The following is a 2,713-nucleotide window of genomic DNA, read 5'->3' on the forward strand; positions in this document are numbered from 1 at the left end:
GGACCCCAACTGGGTCGTGCCGCTGATGTACGAGCGAATGGCGGCCCTGACGCCCGCCACCAACCCGTTCTTCGAGCACGCCGACGTCCAGATGTGGCTGGCCGTGCGCGGCGGCCGCGACGTGGGCCGGATCAGCGCCACGATCGACCACCTGGCCACCGAGGTCGGCGCGGGCAAGACCGGCAATTTCGGCATGATCGCCGCCGAGGACGACCCGGCCATCTTCAGCCTGCTGTTCCGCACGGCCGAGGACTGGCTGAAAGCTCGTGGCTGCACCCGGTCCCTGGGTCCGTTCAACCTGTCGATCAACGAGGAGGTCGGCCTGCTGGTCGACGGCTTCGACACCAAGCCGATGGTGATGATGGGCCACGACCCGCGCTACACCGCCGCGCATGTCGAGGCCCAGGGCTACGCCAAGGCCAAGGACGTCTACGCCTATGTCTGCGATCCCCGCGCCGCCCTGCCCGCGGTGGTGGTGCGCCGGGTCAAGCGCGGCCTGCCCGAGGGCGTGACCCTGCGCCAGCTGGACATGAGCCGCTACGACGACGAGGTCAAAGCCCTGACCGAGATCCTCAACGACGCCTGGTCGGGCAACTGGGGTTTCGTGCCCACCACCGAGGCCGAGACCGCCCAGCTGGGCAAGGCCCTGAAGGACGTGCTCGACCCGCGCCTGGTGCTGTTCGGCGAGATCGACGGCGAGGTCGCCGGCTTCATCGTGCTGCTGCCCAACGTCAACGAGGCGATCGAGGGCCTGAACGGCAAGCTGTTGCCGTTCGGCTGGGCCAAGCTGCTGTGGCGGCTGAAAGTCAAGCGCGTGAAGTCGATCCGCATCCCGCTGATGGGCCTCAAGCGCAAGTTCGCCGACAGCCTGCGCGGCCAGGTCGTGCCGTTCCACCTGATGAACGCCGGCCGCGACGCCGGCCTGGCCCTGGGCTACGACAAGTTCGAGTTCTCGTGGATCCTGGAGGACAACACGCCGATGCGCCGGATCTCCGAGGCCATGGGCGCGGAGATCTACAAGACCTATCGCATCTACGAGAAGGCGATCTAGGGCCGTGGCCCAGGACGCCGAGCTCAAGGGTTCCTTCCAGGCCCTGGTGCTGGCCGGCTCGCGTGGCGGGGTCGATCCCGTCGCCGACTATGCCGGGGTCAGCCAGAAGGGCCTGATCGTCCTGGGCGGCCAGACGCTGCTGACCCGCGTGCTGGCGGCGCTGGACTGGTGCAGGCGGCCGCGCCGACCACCAAGCGCACCTATCTGGCGTTCCGCGACGGCCGCTATTCGGGGTGCAACCTGTTCTACCTGAAGACCCCGGCGTCGCTGAAGGCCATCGACCTATGGCGCACGGTCGAGAAGCATCGCAAGCAGCCGTGGAAGATCGCCGCCCTGTTCGGCCCGGTCATGCTGGCGCGTTATCTGCTGGGCCTGATGACCCTGGACGAGATGGTGGCGCGCATCGGCCGCCTGGCCGGGGTCAAGGCGGCGGCGGTCAGGGCTCGGCACGGCTTGGCGGCGGTGGACGTCGACAAGCCGGCCGACCTGGACCTGGTGCGGTCGATCGTGGAGGGCTGAGCCCTCAGCTTTCGCCGGTGTCGCCGCGGTAGAAGATCCCGATGGCGGTCACCCACAGCAGCGAGACGATGGTGGGAATGAACGCCACCGATGCAGGCCACGGAATCGGCGAGTTCGGCCCAAGCGTGGAAACCCAGATCACGAACGAGACGGCCGAGATGATGATGCCGATGATCTGAGGGCTGCCGGACCCCAGGGAGGTGCTCTTGACCCGAACCGCGATCAGAATCCCGATGCAGAGCACGGCGATAACGATCAGCAGGACCAGCCTGAGCGTGCTGTCGATCGTGGTCGGCAAAAGACCCGTCGCCGCGCCATAGGCGCCCAGCGCCTCGGCGGGGATCAACTTGGCCAGCCTGGTGGCCCAGCCGTCCGCGGTGGCCCCGTTCGGCGCCGTGTCGCGGTTTTGGCCCATGGGAAGGCCTTCGACTCTCAGTGACATCAGATGCTCCCTCTCGTGTCGTTGAAGACTTTGGATTCTCGAGCAGGACGCGACCGTCGCGACTTTCCGACGCGAACTGAGCCATCCACGAGCAACGCCCTGTCGCGAACCTGACCGAACCTTAGAGTCGGCGCAATCCCTGATTGGGTCACGACAAAAACGCAACCCCACGGCAAGCTGCACCATTCGGGCACGAAAAACCCCGCCGCCGGGCGCCGCGGAGCGGCTTGGGCGACGGGGTCTTCAGAACGTCAGAGAGGCGTTGGAGGCGGGGTTACCGCAGCTTGGCGCTGACCGAGATCCCGACGATGCGCGGCTCGTTGTAGACGGCCGCCATGTAGTTCTCGATGACGCCCTTGAGGTTCTTCTCGTTGGTGATGTTGCGGCCGAACAGGGCCACTTCATACGCGCCGTTGCCGCCTTCGTAGCCGAGCTTCAGCCCGCCCTCGAAGTTGCCCTTCGAGTAGAACTCGTCGGTGTCGTAGAGCACGAAGTTCGTATAGCCCTGCACGTTCCAGTCCGTGGCGACGAACAGCTTGCCGTCGGCGCCGACCGGCACGTCGTAGCGGCCCGTGAAGCTGAAGTTGTACTTCGGCGCGTTGGGCAGCGGCTGGCCGTCGATCTGGGCGAAGGTGCTGGTGCCGAACGGACCGACGATGGCGATCGTCGGGTTCTTGACCGTGCAGACCACCACGCTGTTG

The 2,713-nt window shown here is 66.6% G+C and carries 2 protein-coding genes and 2 pseudogenes; 2 read left to right on the forward strand and 2 right to left on the reverse strand.

The genetic code is table 11. The features are described from left to right. On the forward strand, positions 1-1,051 hold a 1,051-nt coding region (locus AC1DZ6_RS24560), incomplete at its 5' end, for a dATP pyrophosphohydrolase (protein ID WP_477099717.1). 4 nt (positions 1,052-1,055) lie between these two features. Beyond that, a pseudogene (locus tag AC1DZ6_RS24565) lies at positions 1,056-1,570 on the forward strand (hypothetical protein). A 4-nt stretch (positions 1,571-1,574) separates the two neighbouring features. Here AC1DZ6_RS24565 and AC1DZ6_RS24570 read toward each other — a convergent pair. Together AC1DZ6_RS24570 and AC1DZ6_RS24575 are read right to left on the reverse strand one after the other, a co-directional pair. Further along, entirely contained in the window at positions 1,575-2,012 is a 438-nt protein-coding gene (locus AC1DZ6_RS24570; RefSeq protein WP_477099718.1) for a hypothetical protein, read from the reverse strand. Positions 2,013-2,286: 274 nt separating this feature from the next. Beyond that, positions 2,287-2,713, reverse strand: a pseudogene (locus tag AC1DZ6_RS24575) (TonB-dependent receptor); the annotation flags it as partial.

The sequence above is a fragment of the Caulobacter sp. P1_B12_2 genome (assembly GCF_056406675.1).

Coding starts and splice junctions, on each gene's coding strand:
- AC1DZ6_RS24570 (WP_477099718.1), bottom strand. CDS start 2,012: ATGTCACTGAGAGTCGAAGGCCTTCCCATGGGCCAAAACCGCGACACG.